13 protein-coding genes and 1 pseudogene are annotated in these 20,431 nt (G+C 71.6%); 6 read left to right on the forward strand and 8 right to left on the reverse strand.

Annotated features, from left to right (window positions below; all coding sequences use genetic code 11):
- Positions 1-25 precede the first annotated feature (25 nt).
- Complete coding sequence (locus F4554_RS04600) at positions 26-2,914, forward strand: patatin-like phospholipase domain-containing protein (RefSeq protein ID WP_179786217.1); 2,889 nt, start codon at positions 26-28, stop codon at positions 2,912-2,914.
- On the opposite strand, the gene F4554_RS04605 is transcribed toward F4554_RS04600, so the two are convergent.
- Complete coding sequence (locus F4554_RS04605) at positions 2,901-3,209, reverse strand: putative quinol monooxygenase (RefSeq protein WP_179786218.1); 309 nt, start codon at positions 3,207-3,209, stop codon at positions 2,901-2,903. The genes F4554_RS04600 and F4554_RS04605 overlap by 14 nt on opposite strands.
- A 21-nt stretch (positions 3,210-3,230) precedes the next feature.
- Positions 3,231-5,291: a glycoside hydrolase family 2 protein gene (locus tag F4554_RS04610; RefSeq protein WP_179786219.1), complete on the reverse strand. Its 2,061-nt coding sequence runs from the start codon at positions 5,289-5,291 to the stop codon at positions 3,231-3,233.
- A gap of 159 nt (positions 5,292-5,450) precedes the next feature.
- Between F4554_RS04610 and F4554_RS04615 the strand changes: the two genes are divergently transcribed.
- From F4554_RS04615 to F4554_RS04630, 4 genes are all read left to right on the forward strand, one after another.
- Positions 5,451-5,954: a nucleoside/nucleotide kinase family protein gene (locus F4554_RS04615; RefSeq protein ID WP_179786220.1), complete on the forward strand. Its 504-nt coding sequence runs from the start codon at positions 5,451-5,453 to the stop codon at positions 5,952-5,954.
- 80 nt (positions 5,955-6,034) lie between these two features.
- Positions 6,035-7,507 (forward strand): MFS transporter, encoded by a 1,473-nt coding sequence (locus tag F4554_RS04620; protein WP_337795869.1) that lies wholly within the window; start codon positions 6,035-6,037, stop codon positions 7,505-7,507.
- 29 nt (positions 7,508-7,536) lie between these two features.
- Complete coding sequence (locus F4554_RS04625; RefSeq protein ID WP_179786221.1) at positions 7,537-8,328, forward strand: NAD-dependent epimerase/dehydratase family protein; 792 nt, start codon at positions 7,537-7,539, stop codon at positions 8,326-8,328.
- Positions 8,329-8,413: 85 nt separating this feature from the next.
- Positions 8,414-9,313 (forward strand): nucleoside hydrolase, encoded by a 900-nt coding sequence (locus F4554_RS04630; protein ID WP_179786222.1) that lies wholly within the window; start codon positions 8,414-8,416, stop codon positions 9,311-9,313.
- A gap of 18 nt (positions 9,314-9,331) precedes the next feature.
- Here the strand turns inward: F4554_RS04630 and F4554_RS04635 are convergent, their stop codons facing one another.
- From F4554_RS04635 to F4554_RS04660, 6 genes and pseudogenes are all read right to left on the reverse strand, one after another.
- A complete protein-coding gene (locus tag F4554_RS04635; RefSeq protein WP_179786223.1) occupies positions 9,332-11,656 on the reverse strand; it encodes a discoidin domain-containing protein in 2,325 nt (774 codons plus the stop codon).
- Positions 11,657-11,769: 113 nt separating this feature from the next.
- Positions 11,770-11,913 (reverse strand): annotated as a pseudogene (locus F4554_RS04640) (LuxR C-terminal-related transcriptional regulator); the annotation flags it as partial.
- Positions 11,914-11,940: 27 nt separating this feature from the next.
- A complete protein-coding gene (locus tag F4554_RS04645) occupies positions 11,941-15,525 on the reverse strand; it encodes a phosphodiester glycosidase family protein (protein WP_337795870.1) in 3,585 nt (1,194 codons plus the stop codon).
- 126 nt (positions 15,526-15,651) lie between these two features.
- Positions 15,652-16,611 carry a D-2-hydroxyacid dehydrogenase family protein gene (locus F4554_RS04650; RefSeq protein ID WP_179786224.1) on the reverse strand — a complete coding sequence of 320 codons (960 nt, stop codon included), beginning with the start codon at positions 16,609-16,611 and terminating at the stop codon, positions 15,652-15,654.
- 96 nt (positions 16,612-16,707) lie between these two features.
- The gene (locus F4554_RS04655; RefSeq protein WP_179786225.1) at positions 16,708-17,568 is read right to left on the reverse strand and encodes an SMP-30/gluconolactonase/LRE family protein; all 861 of its coding nucleotides are present in this window, start codon (positions 17,566-17,568) and stop codon (positions 16,708-16,710) included.
- A 184-nt stretch (positions 17,569-17,752) separates the two neighbouring features.
- Entirely contained in the window at positions 17,753-19,165 is a 1,413-nt protein-coding gene (locus F4554_RS04660; RefSeq protein ID WP_337795833.1) for an IS1380 family transposase, read from the reverse strand.
- Between the two features lie 328 nt (positions 19,166-19,493).
- Here F4554_RS04660 and F4554_RS04665 point away from each other — a divergent pair, with 328 nt between their 5' ends.
- Positions 19,494-20,399 carry a phytanoyl-CoA dioxygenase family protein gene (locus F4554_RS04665; RefSeq protein ID WP_179786226.1) on the forward strand — a complete coding sequence of 302 codons (906 nt, stop codon included), beginning with the start codon at positions 19,494-19,496 and terminating at the stop codon, positions 20,397-20,399.
- Positions 20,400-20,431 lie beyond the last annotated feature (32 nt).

Consider the following 20,431-nt stretch of genomic DNA (forward strand, 5'->3'; position numbering starts at 1 on the left):
CCCGACCGTGCGAAGGGGGACGCTCGTGTCGGACGAACGTACACGCGTCGAAGTTCGGCTGGGTGGGCACTGGCGGCAGGTGCGGGCGGCGATGCTCCTCACCGTCTTGTTGTTGCTGGTGCAGTGGCCGATGCGGCACGCGGTGCAGGCCGGCGATCCGACGTGCGCCACTCCCGCGCGGTTGTCGCTGCTGGTGGACACCGGACTGATCTGCGCCTACGTCCTCGCCGCGTGGCGTGCACACGGCTTCGTCGCGCTCGTACGCCCGGCGGGGACTGCGATACGCCGCCGCGCGTTCGCCGGTGCGGCGCTGGCGAGTGTGGCCGCCTGCCTGGACGCGGTGGAGAACGTTGTGCTGTGGCAGCGGTTCGACGCCCGGCCGACGGCCGCCACGTGTCCCTCGCTGTCGGTCGGCTGGCTGACCGGGGCGTGGTGGGTGCTGTGGATCGGCGCGTTACTGCTGGCCGGCACGGCGTTGGTGACGACACGGTACGGGTCACTACGCCGACCGCAGCCAACCGGCACCCAGCCGACCGGCACGCAGCGAGCCGGCGGGCAGCCAACCGCCGTGCAACCAACCGACGGGAAGGTCGACGCGGACCTCACCCGGCACGACCGCGGCCGGCAGATCATCTGCTGCTCCGGCGGCGGCATCCGGTCGGCGGCGTTCTCGCTGGGAGCCCTGCAGGCGTTGACCGACCAGGGTGAGTACCAACGGTCCTCGACGGTGATCGGCGTCAGTGGCGGCGGCTACATCGCCGCGGCGTTCCACTTCCTGCGGCGATCCCTGGTCGACGAGGGACGCGCGTCGCCGGGCGAGACTCCGCCGTACGCCTTGGGCAGTCCCGAGCTCGCCCGGCTGCGCCGGCACACCCACTACCTGATGCCGTCGCTGGCGGTAGGCGCCCGCGCCATCATGTCGCTGCTGTACGGCGTCGTTGTCAACCTGGTGTTGATAGGGATCCTGATCCGGGCGGTCGCCTGGGTGCTCGGCTGGGCGATCGCGGAGACCTCCGTCGTCCGCGGCCTCGGCAGCGCGGGTGCGTCGACGGACTTCGGCCGCCTGCCGACGTGGTACTGGCTGGGCGCCCTCGGCCCGCTGGCGATCGTGGTGGTGTTGTTCCTGGCGGAGGTGCTGGTCGACCGGTTCCGCGTCCCGCCGACCTGGCTGCGCAGGGAGGGCCGGGCACTGGCCCGGCTGCTGCTCGTTCCCGGCATCGTCAGCCCGCTGTTGCTGCTGGGTGTTCCGCTGGTCCTGGTGTGGGCGAACAACCTCGGTCCTGGTGCGGCCGGCGGCCACTCCGGCATCCTCGGCGGGCTGACCGACGGAGTGGTCGGCACCGCGAGCGGTGTCGCCGGACCGCAGGCGGCGAACGCGAACGCCGCGGTCGACTCGCAGTTCGGGTTCGTCACGCTGGCCGCTCTCGGCGCGGCGTTCATCGCGTTGGCCCGGTCGGCGTGGAAGGGGATCCAGACCATCTCCGCGGGCGTCGGTCCCAGCCTGCGCAGGCGGATCCTCACCTGGCTTCGTACCCACCTGGTTCCCTGGCTCGGCTCGGCGCTGCTGGTCGTGGGCGTCCTCGTGGTGCTGCTGCGGTGGACCGCGGGGTACGCCGCCAGTGAGGAGTGGCGTTCGCGCTGGTGGGTCGCGGGCGTGTGCGCGGCGATGCTGGTCGCGACGCGGATCTTCACCGACGCCACCCGCACGTCCCTGCATCCGTACTACCGCGAGCGGCTGTCGGTGGCCTACCTGGTCGGGCGGGGACACTCGGAGCAGGAGGCCGAACGCGCCTACCCCACGCCGTTGCCGTACTCGCGGTACGCAGTGTCGCCGGACGGCGGCCCGCAACTGGTGATCGTCGGGTCCGCCAACGCCGCCGACGCCGACTTCATCCCACCGGACCGGGGCTGTGTGCCGTTCGTCTTCGACCCGGAGCTGACCGGTGTCGCCGGCGACGTCACCCTGCCGGCGGAGGGGCTGGAACCCACCGCGGAGTACGAGGTCCGCGCGGACTACCACCTCCGGGACGTGACCCTGCCCGGTGCGGTGGCGATCAGCGGAGCGGCGTTCGCGCCGCTGACCGGACGCAACAACGCCGGCACCCGGCCGATGCGGCTGCTGTTCGCGGTGGTCAACGCGCGGCTCGGCGTGTGGCTGCCCAACCCCTACTGGGGTACGACGTCACCGGCGGCCGCGCTCGCCCACCGCTGCGGCGAACTGGCCGGACGCCGGCGCGACGAGGGCCGCACCGGGATGCTCACCCGGCTGGTCTCGGCCACCGCGTACGCCGCGTCGATCGCGGACAAGCCGGGCGCACACCAGCTGTTCCGGGAGGCGTTCGGCCGGGCGTCGATGTACGACCGCAGGCTCTACGTCACCGACGGCGGCCACTACGACAACCTCGGCCTGGTGGAGGCGCTGCGCCGCCGCCCCGCGCGGGTCGTGGTGATCGACGCGTCCAACGACGTCGAGGACTCCTTCGCGGCGGTGGGTTCGGCGATCGCGTCGGCCCGGATGGATCTCGGCGTCGACGTCAACCTCGACCTGCGCACCCTCCAGCGCCACGGCGGGCAGCGGATCGGCCGTGGTTGGGCACGAGGCCACGCGACCTACCCCGAGGGCGGAACGGCCGACATCCTGCTCGTCAAGGCGGTGTTGGCAGGCGACCTGTGCTGGGACCTGGAGACCTACGCCCTCGAACACCCCGACTTCCCTCGGCACACCACCGGCGACCAGCTGTACGGCGAGTTCGACTTCGAGGCCTACCGCGCGCTCGGTGAGACGCTGACCCGCGACCTGCTGCACCAGGTGGAGCGGGAGCACCCTCGCGGCGTACCGGCCGGGAACGGCCCGGCGGCCGTACCCACTCCGAACTGGCCCACCGACGACGTGCCGGCCGTCAGACCGGGGTGATGTCGGTCGGCACCGCCTCGAACACCCGGATGTCGGCCGGGCCCTCGGCGGTGTCGGCGAGCACCGCGTCCAGAGCCGCCAGGTGCGGGGTGGCCAGGTGCTCGCGCAGGGCGTCCAGGTCTGTCCACTCCTCCACGCAGGTGAACAGGCAGTCGTCCTCGAGGTCGGCGACGAACGCGTAGTGCAGGCAGCCGTCGTCCTTGGCGCGGACCGCGTGCTCCATGGCGATCAGCGCGGCCACGGTCTCCATGCGGCGTTCGGGTCGGGAGCGGAGTACGGCGTGTACCACGATCATGGGCCAACCCTACGGGTCCGCTCAGCGCGGTGGCCGGGCTTCGGCGAACGCGTCGAACACCAACCGCCGGGTGGTCCCGTCCCAGCCGAGCATGCCCATGGTGGACAGTCCGTTGTAGTCCTGGTTGTAGCCGGCCCGCTCCTTGTAGTCCTTGAGCACCCAGAACGTGTAGCCGGCCATCCACGGCCGAGAGGGCGCGGTCACCTGGTCCCAGTGGGAGACGAAGTTGGCGGCCTGCCACTCCTCGGTGCCCGCCTCGGTCGGCGAACCGTGCTTGCCGAGGTAGGACCAGGTGCCGTTCTCGGTGATCAGGATCGGCTTGTCCGGGTGGTTGCGGTGCACGGCGTCCAGCGTGGTCCCGAGGTCTTCGTTCTTGCCGTAGAAGTAGCCGAAGTACTCGTTGAAGCCCACTACGTCGGCGAGGTCGAACGCCGGGTCCCAGGAGGTGTTCGACGCCCAGGTGACCGGCCGGTCGGACAGGTCGACGGCCTTCACCGCCGCCTTCATGTCGGCCAGCCAGGCACGGTAGACCGGTGCGCCGTTCCCGTCGATCGACGACTCGTTCTGCAGGCCCCACAGGATCACCGACGGGTGGTTGTGGTTGTTCCACGCGGTGGCCAGGGCGAGCGCGCGGGACAGGCCGTAGCTTTCGGTCTGCAGTTTCTGCTGGTCGGTGTTCACCCACATCGTGTCCCACTCGTCCATCAGCAGCAGGCCGTTGCGGTCGGCCCAGTCGTAGACGTACGGGTGGCGGTTGTAGACGCAGTTGCGCAGGAAGTTCGCGCCGAGCGCCTTGACCTGGCCGAGCTCGTGGTCGTACTCCGCGCGCGTCATCGACCGGCCCGAGCGGTCGGTTTCCTCGTGCCAGTTGGTTCCCTTGAGGAACAGCTGCCGGCCGTCAAGCTGGAGTTGCGTGCCGTCCACCCTGATCTCGCGTACGCCGTAGGTGGCGGCGAGGGTGTCCACCGGCCGTCCGTCCGGGGTGGTTGTGACCGACGCCCGGGCGGTGAGGACGTTCGGATGCTCGACGCTCCAGTGCGGTGCGCCCGGAACGCCGATCCGCGCCGAGGGAACCGCCACCCCGCCCGCCTGCACGTCGACGCGCACCTGGGCGGGCCGTCCGGTCGAGCCGCGCCCGGGATCGATGCGTACGTACCCGTGGAAGTCGGTGTCACCGGAGTTCTGCACCACGACCCGCGCGTCGAGGGTCCTTGACCTCGCGTCCAGCAGCACCTTCGCCACGTTGACCTCGGGCACCGACTCCAGCCACGCCGAACGCGTGAGACCGGCGTAGGGCCAGTAGTCGACGACACCGGGCGGCAGCGCGCGGTCGTCGCTGACCTTCTCGCCGGTGCCGTCGTAGGTGGTGTAGCTCGCGCGGCGGTAGACGCGTACCGCGATGGTGGCCGGTTGGCCGGGCCGCAGCGCGTCGCCGACCGGCAGGGCGAACGCGGTGTGGCCGCCCTCGTGCTTGCCGACGAAGGTGCCGTTCACCCAGACGTCCGCGCTGTAGGAGGCGGCGAGGAACGCCAGCCGGACGTGCGTTCCGCGCCACGACGCGGGGACGGCGACCTTGGTGCGGTACCACGCGTACCCGTCCTTCAGCGCTCCGCCCTTGCCGAAGTCGGCGCCGTCGTAGCCGGCCCACCCGTCGTTGTCCTTGAGGTCCCACGACGACGGGACCGCGATCGAGTCCCATGTCGAGTCGTCGGTGCCGGGTTGCTGCCAGCCGGCCGTCAGGCCCTGGTTGTCCGGGTCGTAGCGGAACCGCCAGGTCCGGTCCAGGGACAGGTAGCGCCGGGTGGGTTCGTGGCGGGCGTAGCCGTCGAAGGACGGCATCACCTCGCCGTAGGAGAAGACCACGTTGGTGCCGTCGACCGCGCGGACCTCGGTTCCCGAGGGTTCCCGGGCCCCGTGCGGATCGCGGACCACGCTCGGCTGCCCGGCGCCGGCATCGGCGCCGGTCGGCGCGGCAAGTGCCGAACCCCCGAAAGCCGAGGCACCGAACGCCGCCACCGCCAGTGCGAACCCCGCAGCGACCGCGGCGAAACGTGTCCTTCGACCGACCCCCGGACCTGTCATGGCGGTCCCCTTCCGTGGGCGACGGATGACCATAGGTCGACCGCTGGTCACGCTAGGTGGGGCACGGTCGCGGGTCCAGCATCCGACCGGACCCGGCCGACCGGCCGCGGCCGCCCGCTGGGCGCTCGGCTCCCGGGCTCTGCCCTAGGGTCTGGTCGCATGCGGGTTCCGCTGGTGCTCACCGGACCACCGGCCGTGGGCAAGACGAGTGCCGGCCGGCGGCTGGCGGGTTCGTGCCCGCGGGGCGCGTACGTCGACGTGGACGACGTACGCCAGCTCGTCGTCGCAGGGCACGCCGCGCCGTGGGACGGCGACGAGGGCGCCCGCCAGCAGGTCCTCGGCGTACGCAACGCCTGTCTGCTGGCGAGCCGGTTCACGGCGGAGGGGTTCGCCACGGTGGTGACGGACGTGGTGACGCCGCGCACGCTCGCGATCTACCGGGCCGAGCTTCCCGGCTGCCTGGTCGTCCGGTTGCGGGTGGACGTCGCGGAGGCCCGGCGGCGGGCCGCGACCCGGCCGGTGTACCTCACCGCGGAGGAGTTCGCCGCGCTGCACGCCGAGGACGCCGCTGCCGAACTCGCCGTGGACGCCGAGCTGGACGTGACCGCCAGCTCGCTGGACGACCTGGTGGCCGAGGTCTTCCGGTGGTGGTCGGGCCCGTAGGCCGAGAACACGGGTCGTTCGCCGATCTCCCTGAGTTACAGTGTCCGAGGCTAAAGTCTTGACATCGAGAGGAATCGCAGGTGTCACATCCCGCCGGCCGAGGCGAGCCCGGCACCAGCAGCAACGTCCACTCCGAATCCACTTCCGAATCCACCTCCGACTCGCACTCCCGCTCAGGCTCCTCCGACGAACCCCTCGACTCCCGGCAGCCGTCACCGCCTGCCCAGGAGGCGCTGGCCGCCGAGGACCTCCAGGATGAGAGCGACACCCACGACGGGCAGGTCACCGGCCCGGGGCGGCGCCGCTCCCGGTGGGACATCCGGCGGCTCGTCGTCGACACCCGGCCGCTGTCCATCCCGGCGTACCGCAGGCTGTGGACGTCGACCATCGTCACCTCGGTCGGCAGCCAGCTCACCGCGGTCGCGGTGCCCAAGCAGATCTACGACATCACCGGCTCCTCGGCCTACGTCGGGCTGGCCGGCCTGGTGGCGCTGGTGCCGCTGGTCGTGTTCGCCCTGTGGGGCGGCGCGATCGCGGACGCGGTGGACCGGCGCAAGCTGCTGCTCGTCACGAACACCGGCATCGCCGTCACCTCGCTGCTGTTCTGGGCACAGGCGTTCGCGGGTGCGCACTCGGTGTGGGTGCTGTTCGGGCTGCTCGGCCTGCAGCAGGCATGTGCCGGCGTCAACCAGCCCGCCCGCAGCGCCTCCATCCCGCGGCTGGTCCCGGCCCGGTTGCTGCCCGCGGCGAACGCGCTCGGCTCGACGGTGTTCCAGATCGGCTCGATCATCGGTCCGCTGCTGGCCGGCGTACTGATCCCGATTCTCGGCCTGTCCACGCTCTACCTCATCGACTCGGTCGCGCTCACGGTGACGATCTGGGCGGTGTGGCGGCTGCCGGCCCTGCCCCCGCTGGCCGGTGCACCGCGCCGGGCCGGGCTGAGGCACGTGATCGAGGGCTTCGGCTACCTCGCCACCCGCAAGGTGCTGCTGGTCTCGTTCCTGGCCGACGTGATCGCGATGGTGTTCGGCATGCCCCGGGCGCTGTTCCCGCAGATGGCGCAGCAGACGTTCGGCGACCCGCCCGGCGGCGGCTTCGCCCTCGGCATCCTGTTCGCCGCGATCCCGGCCGGTGCGGTGCTCGGCGGCCTGTTCTCCGGCGCGTTCTCCCGGATCCGCCGGCACGGCGTCGCGGTCGTCGGGGCGGTGTGCGCCTGGGGGCTGGCGATTGTCGGCTTCGGCCTGTCGCCGTGGCTGTGGCTGGCGGCGTTCTTCCTCGCCGTTGCCGGCATGGCCGACCTGGTGAGCATGGTCTTTCGGGGAACGATCATGCAGTCGGCGGCCACCGACGAGATGCGCGGCCGGATGCAGGGCGTCTTCACCGTCGTGGTCGCGGGCGGCCCGCGGCTGGCCGACCTGCTGCACGGCACGGCCGGCGCGGCGGTCGGCACCTCGCTGGCGGTGAGCGGCGGGGGCGCCCTGGTGCTGGTCGCGATGCTTGCGGCGGTGGTGGCGTTCCCGATCTTCTGGCGCTACCGCGCCCAGGACAGCTGAACCCCAGGAATCGCACGGACGGAGCCACGATGACCAGAAGGCTGCTGCTCACCGGCGCGGCGGGCGGGGTGGCCGCGATGCTGTCACCCGGGCTCGCCGCCCTCGCGGAGCACGACGGCTGGGACCTGGTGCGCACCGACCGGTCCGAGGGCCGGGGGACGACTCCGGTGGACGTCGTGGGCGACCTGGCCGATCCCGCCTTCCTAGCCCGGGTCACCGACGGTGTGGACGCCGTGGTCCACCTGGCGGCGAACGCCAATCCCAACGCGACCTGGGACGAGCTGCGGGTCCCCAACGTGGACGTCGTGGCCGCACTCCTCGCCACCGGCGTACCCCGGATCGTGCTGGCCAGCTCCGCCCACGTGATGGGTCAGTACGCCCGGCCGGGTGCGCCGTTGATCGACCCGTCCTGGCCGGTCGCGCCCTGCTGTGCGTACGGTGCGACGAAGGCGTTCGGCGAGGCCCTCGGCCGCGCGCACGCCTACCGCACCGGCGCGTCCGTCGTCGCGTTGCGGCTCGGGGCGACCACCGAGCGCCCCCTCGCCTCCAGCGCCCTGGCCGCCTGGCTGGGCACGGACGACCTGCGCCGGCTCGTCGCCCGCGCGCTGGACGCCGACGTGTCGTACGCCGTCTGTCCCGGAATCTCGGCCAACACCCGGAGCCGCTGGCTCACCCACAACGCCATCGGCTACCACCCGGTGCAGGACTCCGAGGCGTACGCCGGTGACGTGCCCGAGGACGACAGCTGGGGACCGTGCGTCGGCAAAGCCGGCCCGAAGGACACGACGCTGCCCGGCGCCCTGGCCACCGGCAAGGGATAGTCTTCATGCCTTCGTACCAGCAGAACCGCAGGTCAGCGCCCGGTAGCCGGCGCCAACCGCGGCTTTCCCGAGAACGGAGGTCGTCGTGGCCGCCACCCATCAGGTGATCCTCGACACCGACATCGGCTCCGACGTCGACGACGCGCTCGCGCTGGCGATGATCTTCGGCGCACCCGAGATCGAGCTCCTCGGCGTCACCACGGTCTACGGCGACGTCCGGCTCCGCGCCCTCGTCACCCGGCGGCTGGCCCGCCTCGCCGGCCACGACGGCCTGGCCGTGGTACCCGGCGCCGAGCGCCCGCTCACCGGAGAGGACGCGTGGTGGGCGGGCTTCGAGGGCCGGCTGTACGACGACCTCGGCGCCGAGGCCTACCTCGAGGACGTCAGCGCGGTGGAGTTCCTGACCCGGACGGTGGCCGATCGGCCCGGCGAGGTCGACGTCGTGGCCATCGGCCCCCTGACCAACATCGCCGAGGCGATCCGCTCGGACGAGACCTTCGTCCGCAACGTGCGCCGGCTCCACGTCATGGGCGGAAGGTTCGACCGGCCCGAGCCCGAGCACAACTTCCGCAGCGACGCCGTGGCCGCCGCCGAGGTGTTCGCCTCCGGCATCCCGGTGACCGTGGTCGGCCTGGAGATCACCACCCAGGCCCGGATCGGCCCCGACCACCTCGGCGAGATCGCCGCCGCCGGCGCGCTCGGCCGGCAGCTGGAGGCGGAGGTCCGGCAGTGGTGGAACTTCACCGGCGAGGAGTCCAACGTCCCGCACGACCCGCTCGCGGTGCTGGCCATGCTGCGGCCGGACCTGCTCGGCTCAAGTCCCGTCACGATCTCGGTGGAGCCGGAAGGTGAGCGGGCCGGAGTGAGTACGTCCACCGACGATCCGCGGAGCCCGGCCCGGGTGATCACCTCGGTCGCCCTGCCCGGCGCCGTCGACCACCTCGTCAAGCTGATCGCCACCGCCGGGCACTGCGGCCCGTCCTGACCGGGTCGTCGGCCCGGGTCAGTCGGAGCGGGTGAACGTCGCGGACGCACCGGCCGGCAGGCGGTACCGATAGGTCGTGCCGGCCCAGCTGACGTCGAACGTCGCCGCCTGGTCGCCGGCGTTGTAGTAGACCTCGAGTGCGGTGCCGTCGGGTGTCGTCGCCGTACGCCGCAGCAGGTCGGCGTTCGCCGCCGGCGGCTGCTCGTCGCCGGCCGAGCCGGAGCCGGAGCCGGAGCCGGAGGGAGCGAGCACGTCCAGCTCGTGGATCGACCACCAGCTGCCGGAGCTTCCGGTGTTGACGACCCGGACGTACCTCCCGGTCACCGGCGGGAACAGCACCCGCAACTGGGTGGCGCCGCCACCGCGCGCGACCGGCTCGCCCCAGGTCTTCCCGTCCTCGGACACGTAGACCTCGTAGCCGCGGGCGAAGTCGCCGGGGCTCGCGGAGGTGTCCAGGCGGAGTTCGTCGAACGTCCTCGACGCGCCGAGGTCGACCTGGAACCAGTCGCCCGGCGTCATCCCGTGCCCGGTGCTCCACCTGGTGGCCGGGTTGCCGTCGATCGCCTGTCCAGGCGGGTCGTCCGGGCTGCTCGCGCTCGCGGTCGCCGTCCAGTTCGTACGCGGCAGGGGAGCGGACTCCACCGGGGCCTGCAGCGACGCGCCGGTGGGCAGGGAGTAGCCGACCCAGGACCCGTCCACCCTTACCTGGTTGAGCCGGCTCAGCAGGTCGGCGTCCCAGGAGACTGTCAACGGAGCCTTGCCCGGCTCGGTGAAGTGCACGTCGGTGGTGCCGAGCGCGGCGTCGCCGGCGGCGGCGTCCTGGGTTCCGCCCCAGGTGTAGGTCGCCGCGGAGCCGGCGGGCAAGGTGGCGTCGAACCAGCGGTGTCCCCACCGCACCTGGAACGTCGCGGCGGACTTGCCCGGGTTGAACGCGATCAGCGCCTTGGAGCCGTCGGGGTTGACGAACGCGACGTTCTGCACCGCGCCGTCGGATCCCGCGGCCGGCGCGCTGGAGGCGATCCGCCGCGCGCCCGGCCGGACGAACTTGCTGGCGTGGCCGAGCGCGTAGTAGTCGACGGTCCTCGACCAGCTCCAGCGCCCGTCCGCGTCCTTGGTGACCTTCAGAACTCCGCGGCAGGTGAGGCAGCCGCCGTTGGTCGGGCCGTTGTCGCCGTCCAGCGCCATGTTCCACCGCACGACCGTCTTCGCCCACTCGCGAGGAGCGTTGACCAAGAGCGTCATCGCGCCGGCGAAGCCCGCGGCGTCGTCGCCCTCCCACGTTCCCCCGGAGCACTCGGTGTGGAACGCCGGCTTGCCCGGATAGTTGTTGTGGGACAGGGACTGTGCGCGCACGTCACCGGCGTAGCAGTGCCAGGCCGTTCCCGCGACGTAGCGGGAGGTGGACGGGTCGGCGTACAGGCTCTCGGGATAACTCACCACGTCCCAGTTGTGGTCGTAGCCGAGAATCCTCGTCGGCAGGCCGGTCTTGCGCAGGGTGGGACCGAGGTGGTCACGGATGAACGTGGCCTCCTTGTCCGCGCCGAGGTCGAGGCCGGGATAGCCGCCGGGTACGTAGAGCGGCTCGTTGTTCGGAGTGACGTAGGAGATCGGCACACCCGCGTCCGCGTACGCCCTGACGAACTTCGCGAAGTAGTCGGCGAGCGGCTGGTAGGCCTCCGGCCTCAGCGTGCCGCCCACCATCGAGTCGCTGGTCTTCATCCAGCCCGGGGGGCTCCACGGCGAGGCCATCAGCGTGAGCTTCGGGTTGATGCGCAACGCGTCGCGCAGGACCGGAATGACGTACGCCCGGTCGTGGTCGACGGAGAAGTGCGCGAGGGTGGGATCGGTCTGCCCGGCGGGCATGTCGTCGTAGGAGTAGTTGCCGTTCACGGCGAAGTCGCTGGCGCCCATCGGCTGGCGGACGAAGCTCAGCCCGATGCCGTCGCGCTGACCGAACAACGCCTGCATGGCCGCCGCCCGGCGACCGCGGTCGAGCCTGGTGCCCACCAGCCAGGCGGAAGAGTCGGTGAACGACGCACCGAAACCCTCCATCGACTGGTACTTCCGGCTCTCGTCCACGGTGATGGCCGTGCCCGCGGGAGGAGTTCCGCGTCGCCAGTGCAGGTTCGGTTGCTGTGTCAAGTACACCTTGCGCGCAGGGTCGGTGAGCCAGCTGCCCACCACGGCGGGCGCCCCGCCCGGTGGGCGGGCGGCGTCGACCCCGGCGCCGGTGTCGTTGCCGGCGCCGGTGGTCACCGCGGCGCGAGCCGGGCTCAGCGACGCGGTCAGCAGCAACGCGCCGAGGACGACGGCACCCAGGCGCCGCGGAAGTCGTGCAGACATCGGCCCACCTTCCTTTCCGGCGGAAGCTAGGCGGTCGCAGCGCGTGCGGTCAATGCCCGGCGGACGGCACGGCCAGATCGGCCAGGCCCGGTCGAGGTTGGGGAGGGGTTCGGTCAGCGATCGCGGTGAACGTTCAGGACGGCTCGCCCAGATCGGACTTTCCGCGCGAGGATCGTCGCCCGCACGCGCGAGCGCAGGTCCAGTTTGGCCAGTACGCGGGACACGTGGGCCTTCACGGTGGTTTCGCCGATGTGGAGGCGACGGCCGACGGCGGGCCGACCGGGTCAGCCGCCGGAACGAGGTTCGACGGTGACGGTCGCCTCCGCGGTGGTGTCGTCGACGGTGAGACGCAAGGTGACCTTGCCCTGCCGGTACGCCGTGAGCGTGCCGGTGCGCGGGTCGAGCACCGCGATGTGGCCGGGCTGCCGGTCGGCGGGGTCACCGATCCAGACGTTGTCCGACCCGCTCCAGCGCGAACTCATCGGGTACGCCACCGGCATCGCCTTGCCGTGCTGCGTCAAGGATGCCTTGACAGCGGTCGACGAGCCCGCGGCCAGGCGATCCGGAGCGGTCACGGTGAGAGCGTCGACGTGCGGGCGCACCTGTGCGCTCACCCAGTCCGGAGCGTCGCGGACCGGGTCGCGGCGCGCGGCGGCGGCCTCGTTCGGCGTCACCGGGTCCACACCCCACAACGACCAACCGGTGAAGCCGCCGTCCTCGGGCCGGGTGGAGGGAGTCTTGGCGGAGTTGCCGTTGACGAAGTACGGCACACCGTCCACCCGGTCGGCGTGGAAGGTGCCCACGTGCCCGCCGATGAACGCCGTACCTTTGCCGGTCGTGCGCTGGAAGTCCGACAGCCACCGCTCGATGGTGGCGGCCTCCTTGCGGTCGGCGAGCTCGCTGGCCTTGCTCGGCGTCGGGTCGCGCGGCGGGACGTGCTGCACCAGCACCACCGACCCGACGTCCGGGTCGCCGGCGGCCGCGTCGAGCTGGCGGCGCAGCGTGCGCAGCTGCGTCCAGTCGCTGCCGCGGATCGACAGCCGGGAGGTGTCGAAGGTGAGGAACCGCGTGCCGTGGTGGTCGAATACCCGGCTGGTGGCGCCGAACTCCGCCTCGAAGTTGGCGATGTCGCCGCCCATCACCTCGTGGTTGCCGGGCACGTAGTAGTACGGCACCGTGCCGCCGAGCTCCTCGTCCAGGACCTTCTTGGCGAACGCCAGGTCTTCCGGTGATCCCTCGTCCACGAGGTCGCCGGCGATGACCAGGAAGTCCGGCCGGGCGGCCCGGATCTCCCGCAGCGTGCGCCGGGCGAACTTCACCAGGTCGCTGTCGGGATCGCGGGCGACGAACTGCGCGTCCGACATCACCGCGAACCGCCAGGGCTGCCCGCTGACGTCGGCGTTCTGCGCGATCAACGGGTCCTTGCGGATCGGCTGCGCCGGTACGTCGACCGACGGCGGCACCAGGGCGGTGAGCTGGTCGATCACGATGCTGCCCTGGTACTGCTGGTCCGGCCGGGTCTCGGCGGAGTAGTAGCGGCGAAGCCGCAGCGGATACTGCGTGCCCGCGGGTACGGGGAACTCCAGCTGCTGCCAGCCGGATCCGGTGAGGTAGCCGGCGCGCATCGCGGGGAGCAGTGTCCCGGCGCCGTCGTACACCTGCAGGCTCGCCCACTCGCCCTTGCCGGTGGAGTTGACCCACAGCCGCAACGCCCGCGGCCGGCCGGGGATCTCCACCGTGCCGGTGGGTACGGCACCGCCGGTGCGGGTCGCGGTCGAGGTGGAGAAGTCGTAGTCCAGCCGGAGTCCCTTGCCCACCTTGCCCTCGGCGGAGCTGACCGAGCCGGTGGCGCGTTCGCCGAAGAAGCTCCACGCCGACGCGTCCTCGAAGTCGGCGACGACCTTCTCCTCCAGGCCGACGGTGACCGGGAAGACCGTGCCGACCTTCCCGCCAGCGACGTTCACGGTGGCGGTGACCAGTGCGGAACCCCTTGCCTGCTTGGCGGTCACGACGTACTGGCCGGTGCCGTCGGCGGAGATGTCGAGCAGGTCGTGGTCGTAGTCGAGGGTGATGTCGGCGGGTTCGATCGGCGCTGCGTACCCCTCACGGTCGTAGCCGAGGATGCCGAGCCTCGCGTGGTCGCCGGCCTCGGGCAACGCCACCTGGTCGACGGTCGGGCCGAGCCGGTTGAGCGGGCGCAGCACCTGCAGGGTGGTCGATCCGGTGACGTCCCGGTCGTACGCGGTGACCGTGGCGGTGCCGGTGTTGCGGGCGCGGAAGACGCCGTCCCGGTCGACGGTGCCCGCGCCGCTGGTGCGCCAGCGCGGGGTGCTCTTTGCCGGGCCGTAGGTCTCGTCGTACCCCGTGGCGGTCAGCCGACGGGTCAGGCCGGGAAACACCCGGTCGGGACGGGCCGGTGCGACCGTGGACGAGCCGGCCGCGCGCTCGGGATCCAGGGCGGGCTCGACCCACAACCCGCGCAGGTGACCCGAACCCTTCGGCGCGAACAGGCCGAGGCCGTTCGGGTCAAGGCGTTCGCTGCCGTCGGAGGGGTGGTTCTCCACCCGCACAGTCTGCTCTCCCGGCTTGCGGGCGACCATCGTGGTCGATCCGCCACCGTCGAGGTTGACCGCGTTGTAGGCGCCGAGCTCGACCATCAGGTCGGCGAGCTCGTCCAGCCCGAGCCCGTCGGAGAAGGCCGGTTGGCGCCCGTCCGCGGCGAGCAGGAACATCTTCGTGCCGTCGCGGGAGAAGCCGACCGCGGTCCGCGGCGCGGGCGGAACGTTGTTGCCCGCACTGGCCTTCTGCGCGACGCCGTTGACGACCAGGAGTTGACGGCCGTTCAGTGCGGTCCGGATCTCCTTGTCGTCGGCGGTCCTGGCGCGGTAGTCGATGCTCACCGGCGCGCCGACGGTGAGCGCGGCCAGCGTGTCCGCCCCGGCCTCACGGCCCACCAGGACGAACCCGTCGGCGGGAACCTCACCCGAGCCCGCGCTGTCGCGCACCGCGGTGACCTTGCCGCCGACCACTTCCACCTCGGCCACCTTCGTCGCGCCGGTGGTGGCCCGGCAGCGGCAGTAGCTGCCCCACAGCGGGGTGAACGCCTCGATGCCGTCGGTGGGCAGGGTCGGCTTGTTGACCCCGGCCAGCGGGGCCGTCCGGTCGCCCGGCAGCGCGATGGTGCCGGTGAAGAACACCGAACCGATGCTGCCCAGTCCCTCGGGGGTGATGATGGCCGCGGACTTCTGCCAGGTGGGGGCGGCGTCCGGCGACTGGAGCAGGGTGCCGTCCTTGATGCCGACACCGAGCGGCGCGTTGGAGTTGTTGATGTCGAAGAAGTCGCCGTTCACCGCGGCGACCGCGCCGGCCTGCTGCGCCTGCTCCGAGATCGGCGCGCCCGAGGCGACCCGGCCCGGGAAGAGGTAGCCGACCGAGGTCCCCTTGGTGAGGTCGACGGTGAGCGAGTCCGACTGCAGCCAGTTCGCCGTGCCGGTGTAGGTGTCCGGGCCGTACCGGTCGAACGACCGCAGCGTCACTCCGGGCGCGACCGGCCGGGAGGTGCTGTCCGTCTCCAGCCGGGGAGCGACGTCGGCCGCCCGCGGCGCCTGGGCGGCACGTCGGTCGGCGGTACCAGCCGGATGGTCGGCGGCGTCGGAGGTGGCCGAGTGCAGGTCGTACCGCGGGTCCGGCCGTACGCCCTGTGTCCGTGCGTCCTGTGCCCGTGCGTCCTGCGCTGGTGTGCCCTGCGCCGAGACCGTCGGCGGCGATCCGGTGGCGGTGCCTCCGGCCGCCAGCCCGACCAGGACCGTGCAGCCGGCCAGGAGCGAGGCGAAGGTACGCAGGCGCACGCGGGTCTTGGTCGAAGCCACGGGTTCCTCCCCAGGGATGCCGGACGGCACCTCGCAGTGAACTAGACCCGGAAGCGACTTTCCAGACTTCGGCCTGAAGCGGAAGAAAACTCCGCGTGGCGAGCAGGGGGAGGAAGACGCCGGGCGTCAGCGTGCCGGCGTCAGAACCTGAACGGGACGGCCGTCGAGATACGCCGCGATCGCGTCGACCGCCGCGGTGTACCACTCCTCGTACGTCCGCCGGGTCACGAACCCGATGTGCGGCGTCAGGATCGTGCGCGGTGCCTTCAGCAGCGGGTGGCCGGCGGGCAGTGGCTCCTGGTCGTAGACGTCGAGGCCGGCGCCGGCGAGCCGGCCCTCCTCCAGCGCCGCGACCAGTGCTTGCTCGTCGACGATCGGACCGCGGGAGGTGTTGACCAGGTAGGCCGTCGGCCGCATCAGCGCGAGCTCGTCCGCGCCGACCAGGCCGTGGGTGCGGTCGCTGAGCTTCAGGTGCACGCTGAGCACGTCGGACCGGGCGAACAACTCGTCCTTCTCCACGCGTTCGGCACCCGCGTCGCCCGCGGCCTCGGGGGTGAGGTTGGCACTCCACGCCAGCACCCGCATGCCGAACGCCTGGGCCACCGGAACCATCGCCCGGCCCAACTGGCCGAGGCCGAGCAGTCCGAGCGTCGAACCCGCGAGGTCGGTGCCGACCGTGCGCTGCCAGCCGCCGGCGCGCACGGCCGCGTCCTCCTCGGGCACGTGGCGGACCAGCCCGAGGATCAGCGCCCAGGCGAGCTCGGTGGTCGCGCCACCGCTGCCCGGTGTGCCGCTCACCACGACGCCGTTCTCGTCCGCCGCCTCGAGGTCGATGGCGGCGTTGCGCATGCCGGTGGTGACCAGAAGACGCAACCGGGGCAGGCGTTCCAGCACCGAACGCGTGAACGCCGTGCGCTCGCGCATGGCCACGATGACCTCGTAGTGGGCCAGTCGTTCGACGACGGTGTCCTCGTCGGGCAGGTGGTCGTGGAAGAACGCCACGCTGGTGCGGTCGGGCAGGCTTCGCCAGTCCGCCATCCGCTCCGCGACCGCCTGGTAGTCGTCCAGAACCGCCACCAGTGTCATCGGCGTACGCTCCTTCCTCCGCTGTGGCCAGGGCAGACCACAGTGACCACCAGGTCGCTGGGCGTACGTACCTTAGACGCCGGGCCCCGCGCGCCCCTAACCGGCGTAGGGGAGTACCGGCAGGCCGCGCACACCGGGGCGTACGGAGAACACCGCGCCGGCGGTCGGCTGCTCGTCGTCGGACAGCCCCTCCCGGGAAGTGGTGATGAACAGTTCGTCGAGGTCCGCCCCGCCGAACGTGCACGCGGTGACCTGCTTGACCCCGGGCACCTCGACCACGCCGTCCAGCGTCCCGTCCGGAGCGACCCGGCGTACCGCCGAGCCGCCGTACATGGCCACCCACAGGTAGCCCTCGGCGTCCACCGTCATCCCGTCCGGGCCGCCCCACTCGCCCGGGATCTCCACCACCGGGCGGCGGCTGTCCACGACCAGGCCGGTGTCCGGGTCGTGGTCGAACGCGTCGACCCGGCCGGTCGGGGTGTCGATGTAGTAGGCCAACCGGTGGTCGGGGGACCAGGCCAGGCCGTTGGAGATGGTGACGTCGGGGAGTACGACGGAGACGGTCCGATCGGGGTCGAGCCGGTAGACCGTGCCGGCGCCCTTGGTGGCCGCGTAGGCCATCGACCCGCAGTAGAACCGCCCCTGCGGGTCGCAGCCGCCCTCGTTCATGCGTACGCCATGGTCGTCCCACAGCTCCGGCAGCCGGTCGACCGAACCGTCGGCGCCCACCAGCGCGAAGCCGCGTTCGATCGCCACCACCATCCCCCCGGACGTGCGCGGCCGGAACGCCGCCGCCACCTCGCCCACGTGCAGCCGCTCGACCTCGCCACTGGCCAGGTCGGCGGTGAGGATGTCGCCGGCGAGCATGTCCACGAACCGCAGTCCGCCCCAGCTCGGGTCCCAGACCGGTCCTTCTCCGTGGTGGGCGTGTGGCTCGGTGACCTGCTCGGCCCTCATGTGTCCTCCCTGGGGTGACGACTTCCACCGACCCTAGCCTCGATCTTTCATCTGGCTGGTCATCGAGGTGTGGTCGTGGTTTCGGTCGGGGTGCTGTCCTTCGCCTGGTGGTGGGCAGGGGTGGTTTCCGGCGCTGTGGTCGCCGGTTCTCCTTGGTCCTGGTGGTAGGGATTGGGGTCTGTTCTCAGGTGGTGTTGAGGGTGGCCCAGCCGGTGTCGATGAGCGGGTTCCAGGGCCAGTCGCGGGGTAGTCGCAGGAGTTGTCGCCGGCCGGTGGCGATGATGCGCCCGGCCACGGACAGGATGCGTAGCCGGATCCGTTTGGGTTCCCAGCGGCGCACCTGCGGCTGGCTGGGTGGCTGGTCGGGCCAGGCCAGGGTCTGGGTCCAGGTGAGCAGGTCGGAGGCCAGGGCCACGATTGCCAGCCAGATCTGGTTGCGGTCGTAGTCGGCGAAGGGCAGGTTGGCCATACCGGTGTCTTTGAGGCAGCGGATGCGGTCCTCGGCGCGGGCGCGTTGACGGTGGCGGACCTCCAGCACCGGCAAGGTCCAGCCGGAACCTTTGGTGTTGGTGGCAAAGCAGGTGATGCGCCACCCGTCGATGTCGGTCAGCCGGAGTTGGGCGCCGGGGTGGGGGCGTTCTCGGCGGGCGATCACCCGCATACCGTCCGGCCACTCCTGTGGGCCCGGGCGGGTAGATCGCACCGGGGTGGGCATCCAGGCGGTGAGTTCGGCGACCTGGGCGCCCTCGCGGGGGTCGCCGTCGCCGTCGAGGGCTGCCCGCCACGCCTGGACCGGGATCGCCTCGACCGCGGCCTTGACCGTGGGGTGAGCCGCGTAGCCGATCGAGTACTCCAGACCCTTATCGGTGACGTGGCCCAGGAACTTCTTCGAACACGCCCCAGAATCTGCGCGGACCAGCACCTGGGCCCGCTCGTGCTCGGGGAGCTGGGCCAGCGCCAGATCCAGGGCATCGATGTGATCGGCGACGTTTTGCGGGGAAGCCGGCCCCGGCCGCAACGCCAGGGCCAGCGTCTCCCCGGTGCCGTGTTCGCCGTGGTCGACGAACGCGCACATCGGCGCGAACCCGAACCCACGCTTGTAGGTCGGCCCCGCCAGTTCCTTGTCCGAATGCGCGGTGACCAGGGTGGAGTCGATGTCCACGATCACCTGCCCGCCACCGCGAGAGCCCGCGCGTCCGGGCAGCGGCCGCCGGGCCGCCCAGGCCGCGTCCCGGGCGGCGGCGTGCGCGGTCCGGATCGCTGCCAGCGACGCGTCGACGTCACCGGCCAGGGCGGCGATCAGCCGGGAGACGGTCGGGGCAGAGGCCACCTGCCCGAACAGCCCCGGCTGGGCCCGCACCACGCCCAGATCGGCAAGGCAGTCCCCACCCAACGCGACCGCGGTCGCCAGATCACAGATCACCTTGCCCGGATCATGAACCGCCCGCCGGCCACGCCACGGCGCCAGCGCCGCAGACAACGCATCCGCCAGCCCCGACACCCGCACCGTCTGTGCCAGCAACAGCCCACCCGAACTCGACACCAACGACTCACGAGCCGAGTCCAACACCACACCCACAGCCGGGATACGCTTCACCTACGAAGTGCCTTCCACTCGGTGCTACTTGCGACGTCGCAATCCCAAGTTTCCCGAGCATGGAAGGCACTTCGTGCGTTACACGCCGCACACACCACCCGCGACGTGAAATCCCGAGGCTAGGGCATTCCGTGGCCGGCGCCTTCTGTCCGGTGGCACGTGTGCGGCACGGCCCGGCCGGTCAGGAACATGTCAGGAACAGACAGGTGAACGCGCGTCCCGGGCATGGCCTCGCGGCGGCCGCCGAGGCGATGCTTGGGTTGGCCTGGTGCGAATCCAGGTGGCAGTCCAGGTGTCAGGAAGCCTTTTCGCGGCGGAGGGAACCACCATGACCACGGTCACTGAGCAGGTGCCGGCACGGTCCGGTCCGGTGCTGCACGAGTCGGTCTCGGACGCGCTGATCACGCAGATCCGCGAGGACGGGTTCGGGGTGCTGAAGAACGCCCTGTCGCCCGCGGAGGTCGCCGAGATCAACGCCGAGGCGGCCCGGTTGTGCCGGGGTGATCTCGGTGACATCGAGCGGGTCACCCGCGCCACCGCGGAGGAGTCCGACGAGGAGGTGATGCGGCGCTACCTGTGCATCCACTTCCCGAGCAAGCTGTCGGAGGTGATCGCCCGCACCTACCACCACCCGAAGATCGTGGACGTCCTCACCCGGGTGATCGGCCCGAACGTCAAGGCCATGCAGTCGATGCTGTTCATGAAGTCGGAGGGCAAGCCGGGGCAGGCGTGGCACCAGGACGAGTTCTTCATCCCCACGCGGGACCGCTCCCTCACCGCGGCCTGGATCGCGCTCGACGACGCCACCATCGAGAACGGCTGCCTGTGGGTGCTGCCGGGGTCGCACCGGCGCGGGGTCATCTACCCCGACCGCGAACAGGAGGACGAGCGCTTCGACTGCACCGTCGAGCTGTACGACTTCCCGTACAGCGACGAGGACGCGGTGCCGGTGGAGATCCCGGCGGGCGCGGCGATCATCTTCAACGGCTACCTGCTGCACCGGTCGCTGCCGAACACCGGCAAACACGGCTTCCGCCGGGCGCTGACCAACCACTTCATGAGCGCGGAGTCGCTGCTCCCGTGGGGCCGCGTCCCCGACGACACCCACGTGGCGAAGTACGACTACCGCGACGTCGAGCTCGTCGCCGGTGAGGACCCCTACGCCTACAAGGGAACCGCCGACCTTGCCCGGCCGAGCGTACGCCCGGACAAGGAGGGCGGCTGCGGCCGCTGACCACGAGGGCCTGCCCACCTGCCTGCGCGGGA

This window comes from Actinopolymorpha rutila (genome assembly GCF_013407855.1).
Classification (GTDB): domain Bacteria; phylum Actinomycetota; class Actinomycetes; order Propionibacteriales; family Actinopolymorphaceae; genus Actinopolymorpha; species Actinopolymorpha rutila.

What these genes read in the sequence shown, in the direction of transcription:
- F4554_RS04605 (WP_179786218.1), bottom strand. Translation starts at nt 3,209, where the DNA reads ATGATCGTGGTACACGCCGTACTCCGCTCCCGACCCGAACGCCGCATG.
- F4554_RS04610 (WP_179786219.1), bottom strand. Translation starts at nt 5,291, where the DNA reads ATGACAGGTCCGGGGGTCGGTCGAAGGACACGTTTCGCCGCGGTCGCT.
- F4554_RS04615 (WP_179786220.1), top strand. Translation starts at nt 5,451, where the DNA reads ATGCGGGTTCCGCTGGTGCTCACCGGACCACCGGCCGTGGGCAAGACG.
- F4554_RS04625 (WP_179786221.1), top strand. Translation starts at nt 7,537, where the DNA reads ATGACCAGAAGGCTGCTGCTCACCGGCGCGGCGGGCGGGGTGGCCGCG.
- F4554_RS04635 (WP_179786223.1), bottom strand. Translation starts at nt 11,656, where the DNA reads ATGTCTGCACGACTTCCGCGGCGCCTGGGTGCCGTCGTCCTCGGCGCG.
- F4554_RS04650 (WP_179786224.1), bottom strand. Translation starts at nt 16,611, where the DNA reads ATGACACTGGTGGCGGTTCTGGACGACTACCAGGCGGTCGCGGAGCGG.
- F4554_RS04655 (WP_179786225.1), bottom strand. Translation starts at nt 17,568, where the DNA reads ATGAGGGCCGAGCAGGTCACCGAGCCACACGCCCACCACGGAGAAGGA.
- F4554_RS04665 (WP_179786226.1), top strand. Translation starts at nt 19,494, where the DNA reads ATGACCACGGTCACTGAGCAGGTGCCGGCACGGTCCGGTCCGGTGCTG.